Consider the following 5,406-nt stretch of genomic DNA (forward strand, 5'->3'; position numbering starts at 1 on the left):
ATCGATTTTGATATTACAGCTCGAACAACAATGAACGCGATCGCTTAAACTTTTCTCGACCCTGGAACCGCAATTAAAACACTCAATGCTTGTACCTCGTGGGTTGACTTCCTGGACTAACAAACCGCGTTTGACCGCCACTGCTTGTAATATCTCCAAAAAAGCTCCCCAAGCTGCATCATGTATTGACTTTGCTAACCTAGTTCGAGCCAGCCCTTTGATGTTTAAATTTTCGTGAGAAATTAGGTCGTACTTACCGCACAACCAATGAGCAACCTGATAATGAAACTCTTTCCGACAACGAGTCAGATAAAGGTGCATTAAGGCTACTTTGTGCTTGGCTTTTTTCCAGTTATTAGAGCCCAATACACGGCGCGACATTGCTTTTTGAGCTTGAGCCAGCTTATCCTGAGCTTTTCTGTAAAACTGCGGGATAGGTACCGCCTCGCCATCGGAAGTAGTCAAAAACTTTTCTAGCCCAACATCAATTCCGACGGCAGACTTGACAGAGCCAATAGGCAAAAGTTCGGGAACTGTATCATCTTTCATTGAGATACAGCAATACCAGCCATCGGCCTTCTTGACAATAGTGCATTGCTTAAGGGTAAAGCCAATGGGTAATGACCGATGCATTACGACAGGTATTGACCCAATTCGGCTTAGTTTTAAGATCCCATCAGCCAGGTGTGCTCCCGCCTTTGAACTATTTATCCTAGGAAAAACGAATGATCGAAGTTCTCCCGCTTTCTTGAATCGAGGTCTACCACCACGTTTACCATTAGCGTCAGGCTTCCTCCATCTATCCCACGCTTTATTGAGTCGTTGCAAGTTGACTTGCTGAGTTTCTGCATAGATTTGCTTGTACTCAGGAAACAGTCGCTTAGTTTCCTTGAGAGCCGCTTGTTGAGTGTAATAGTTAACCGGTTCTGGGATCTCACCGATCGGCTCACTGATTAAGCTACATCTATCAATCGGGGAACGAGTCCGATTGAGCCAATCAAGCCGTTGTCCTAAAGCATAATTCCAATGACGGCGTAACAGTTCAAGCCACCTTTCCATGATGGCTATCTGTTCGGGACTTGGTTTGATTTTGTAGCAGTACGTTAATATCACTATGCTATTGTACCACTTACGTTCGCGAAGCGTGGCCTCTGGCCAATCTGTTGAGAACTTCAAGACGCTCTCGGGCAATTCCCCGGAGACGAAACCTTAGACAGGCTCGCCTTTATAAGCGACAGTCTGTGAGTCATAAGTTTAAGTTATATGAAATAAGGCGAGTCTGTCTTACGGTAACTTCTAACCCGTTAAATCGGAGATTATAACGGGAGACCCCTTACCCGTTTAAGTTGGCAGCGATGCTGTTTACAATTTCGCTTTGCGTTCGCCCTTAGGCGGGCTTAGACAAAAACAGAGTCAAAAATGACTTAAAACCTATACAGGGAAAGAGTTTTAGCTCAAATGAGCATCAATCAAGCTATACTTGTGGTTCCAGCTCTTTTTAGTTAATCGACCTCTTTTCCTTACCTGAACTCCTTTTCAGCACCTTTTGAGGCTAGAAAATGCTAAGTCCTACTACCGAAGTTGGTAGGGGTTCTACAGGGAGTGCTGAATGGTGGTTTTCTGAACAGAAGTTGAGGTTATCTCTATTATGCTTGTCGTGAAATTTACTCATCTAGATACGTTTGAGCAGCGTGAGCTTTTGATTTCTTATTGCACGATTTTTTACAACAGCCCTATCCAATTTTATTTTTCAGTTGTTTGAGCAAGATCTGAGGCTAAATTGTTTGCTTACACCATTCCTTTAACTGAACCGTAAATTAAAACATACCCTTTCAGTTTTATCATTAATAAATAAATTAATATTACAATCTACTTACTAAATCTAAGATGACTTTACTACATTTCTCTCGTTGATCTTTAGATACTTGAATTTTCTTGTCATAAACTTGGTAATTCGCTTTTTCAACCATTTTACTTAGGGGTAAACCTTGATTTGCCGCTACAACACCAGCGCTATTAAAATCTCTGAGTTCTATACTGTATTTTTTTTCAAATTCTTGTCGGTTTATATTACTATTTGAACTATCCGAAAATCTATTAGGATTTTTAGTATATTCTTCAAACATTTTTTGAATAGCTTTATTAGACAAAGCTTTAAAGGCGTGGGCTGCTCCTATTTTTTGAGTAAATCGATTCCCTAGTAAAAGAGCTATCTTTGGCCTTTCCAAGGAATTCGATTTTACTTTTGATGCAAATGTATATTTTCCATAGACAGGATGTTCTTTTTCTGTTCCCCATATAAGGTTAAAAAGACCGGATATAGCATATATAGAAGAATCATCTGCATTAATCGGAACTATTAATTTTTCACCCCCTAGTATTGCAATTTGAGTGTAAATTGAAAAACTCGGATTGGTATCAATAAAGTATGTTGTTGGTTTATCATTAATCTGAATTTTAGTTAGTTTTTCTATAATAGTATGAATCGAACGCCAAGGATTATCAGAGCCAGATATTGGAGTTGCATCAGCTCTCTCTGAAAGAAGCGGCGCTATTAATTCTAAGTTTCCATCCCCAGACATTAAATATATATTATCTGTAAGCTGATCGTTTTTTTTATTTAATTGTAGTATATATTTACTAAGATCGTCAGTATTTAATTTCAAAACACAGTCTGTTAGATATCCTACAATTGTTTTGGGAGTATCTTTTGTGATTAATTCTTGTAATGATTCTTCTGCTTTCTCTCCTCCACCCATTAGCATCATTGATGAGTTGGCTTGAGGACACATATCAATTACAACGACATTTCTATCTGGATTTTTTTCAGCATAGACTGAAGATATATGAAATGTTATAGTACTTTTACCAACTCCACCCTTATTGTTCCATATTACATAGCTTGTATTTTTCATAAAATTATTATCCTTTGATTAAAGGAAAAAGTAAATTAATATTTTTTGATTTCTTGGTAGTTGTAAAGATGTAGTGATTTTGCTACATTTTCACCACTACCGAAACCCTTAAGTTTTGGCTTGGTATCAACTTGTTTTATATCCTGCTCAGGGCAAACGCATCTTATTTTTGTACATGCTGGCGTGGTGAGTATTTCAGGGATCGAGCCTGTTTTCAATCAATTGGTAAAACCCTTACTGGATAAGGGTTTTGTAATTTATATCCTTTGCCATGATATCCTGCTTTCCTTTCGTGGTAGTTGTTTGTAATGTGATTTTGTTTCCTATCATATCATCCTATCTTAACTGGGACGTTTTGCCTATGGGGCAGGTAGCCTACAGATATACACCTAACAATGTATTATCTTGTGCTGTCAAGGATATCTGAGTAAATAAGTGCGGTATCTCTTTACAATTCAGTATTATTGATTGACTATTGTCATTAATTTTCATAAGGTAACGCTTAAAGGAAAGTCAGGTTTCCTTTCACTATAACTGTAACCTCTAGAGTAATGATAACCCAAGCTTTTTACTTTGATGACACTCACCAGCTTAGGGTAAGCGCATCTTGTCAATAAACTGGGGGTACTTCTCAATAAACCCAGTCTTATTGTGCTTATCGGGACTTAGACAAAAACAGAGTCAAAAATGCTTTCAAACCTATACATGGAAAGAGTTTTAGCGCAACTGAGTATCAATCCAGCTATACTTGTGGTTCCAGCTCTTTTTAGCTAATCGACCTCTTTTCGTTACCTGAAGTCCTTTTCAGTCCCTTTTGAGCCTAGAAAATGTCTAAGTACCATTAGGCGGGCACTTCGTGCCATCGCCCGGTGCAATTATGGTAATGAGTAACCAAGGAACACTCCCCTATCGGATCAGTGTATCCTAACAAGATAGATGATAATGGCATTTGCTTGGAAGTATGCATATTCCCAAGAAAATGTCAATACCCCTGATTACTTACCAACTAACCCCCTTGCGACTTGCTAGTATCTAGCGTCTAAAATAAAAGAAAGTAATCGATACTACAATTGTTCAAGAAACTTGACTACATCTGAGCCGCCAAAAAAATTAGTCATCAAAAAAATACCCCCGATTGAGCGCAAACCCCAAATCGCACTCAAGAGCGTCACTAATTCTGACGGTGAAGTTTTCGAGTGCCAAGACCAGATTATAGTAAAAGCGCCTTGGGGAAGTAGAGCTACTGCGGAGATTACAGCCTTGTATCAGGACGAGAGTGGCAATGCTTGGGCACAATATAAGCCAAGTGAATCTGACCCGAAGTGGGATTGGGAGGGAGGCTGTATCCGTGCAGAGCGACTGAGAAAAGCTTGAATCCCAGATCTATGACCGATTCGAGCGCTCAGCTAGGATAAGGCTTCACCATCTTAGTCGCCCAATACACATGAAAAACCTCTGTTACTGCTCCAGCCCTTCGAATCGGCACTGTCCCTATTTCCTGCATATCCTGAAAATAAGCTCGATAGCTATCTGTCAACTCTTGAAATCGCTCCAGAGTAAGGTATAATCCATCTTTACCCAACCATTGCTCAGGCTGGAACCAGACCATAAAACCACGCATATCCTCTCCCAAACAGGTAATTGGTGTAGAGGTCAGGGGAGTAATCGCCATCGCTACGATCCCACTGATATAAAACCCATTAGTAAAGACAAAGCTAGAGGTTTCTAATGCCTCACTCAGCACAGGAGACTGAGCAAATCCTTGTCGCAGTTGCTGAATATCAATCAGTTCTGTAGAGGGGTCATCCTTGGGAGAGACAAAACCCCCTAGTAAAGCATAGTGACCGGATTTTTGCAGTGTTCCTGTCGTGATATGCAGTAGCACAAACAATAATAGGCTAGCTATTGCTATGGCTGAACCCTTTAGCCATCGGTTAACCCAACCGCGCGATGACAGGAAGTGCCCGCCTAAAGGCGATCGCATTTGCCACTGTTGCGCCTGTTGCCCTAGTAGTAAGGTTATCCCCCAAAATCCTGGCATTGGCCAAGTGGGCAAAATTTGGTGATATCCTGCTAAGAGGGTAAAGCCTACAACTAGGGGTAGGGATACCCATAGGATCAATCTTGACTCCAATTTTGATGTCTTGCTATACCCGGTAAATTGAGTAAGTAGCGATCGCAAACTCACCCACCACATGGGCAATGCCATCGTAGGGAAAAGATAAGCTATTCCAGATAAAACTATCACTAATACATTTAGCCAATTGTAGCCCTGCTGAGGTACCTCTGGCTCTGGTTTAAAACGGGTGGATAAATGGAAAGTAAAGGATATCCAATCATGCTGTATATTCCAGTACCAAATTGGAAAAATAGTTATGATAAATAACATTAAACCTAGCCATGCCCAAGGTGACAATAATGCACAACGATGACGTGGACTCGTTAAGCAAAAACCAACTAATCCTAAGCCCAAAACAAAGCCATGATATTT

General features: G+C 40.2%; 3 protein-coding genes and 1 pseudogene. 1 reads left to right on the forward strand and 3 read right to left on the reverse strand.

Annotated elements, in window-relative coordinates; all coding sequences use genetic code 11:
• On the reverse strand, nt 1–1,059 hold a 1,059-nt coding region (locus tag F6K37_RS09535), incomplete at its 3' end, for an RNA-guided endonuclease InsQ/TnpB family protein (RefSeq protein WP_502887734.1).
• 803 nt (nt 1,060–1,862) lie between these two features.
• Nucleotides 1,863–2,915, reverse strand: a complete 1,053-nt coding sequence (locus F6K37_RS09540; RefSeq protein WP_008183267.1) for a ParA family protein — start codon at nt 2,913–2,915, stop codon at nt 1,863–1,865.
• A gap of 1,083 nt (nt 2,916–3,998) precedes the next feature.
• Here F6K37_RS09540 and F6K37_RS09545 point away from each other — a divergent pair.
• Nucleotides 3,999–4,289 (forward strand): hypothetical protein, encoded by a 291-nt coding sequence (locus F6K37_RS09545; RefSeq protein ID WP_287249755.1) that lies wholly within the window; start codon nt 3,999–4,001, stop codon nt 4,287–4,289.
• A gap of 28 nt (nt 4,290–4,317) precedes the next feature.
• On the opposite strand, the pseudogene F6K37_RS09550 reads toward F6K37_RS09545, so the two are convergent.
• Nucleotides 4,318–5,406 (reverse strand): annotated as a pseudogene (locus F6K37_RS09550) (4-amino-4-deoxy-L-arabinose transferase); the annotation flags it as partial.

It is taken from the genome of Moorena sp. SIO4E2, from assembly GCF_010671945.1.
GTDB classification, from domain to species: domain Bacteria; phylum Cyanobacteriota; class Cyanobacteriia; order Cyanobacteriales; family Coleofasciculaceae; genus Moorena; species Moorena producens.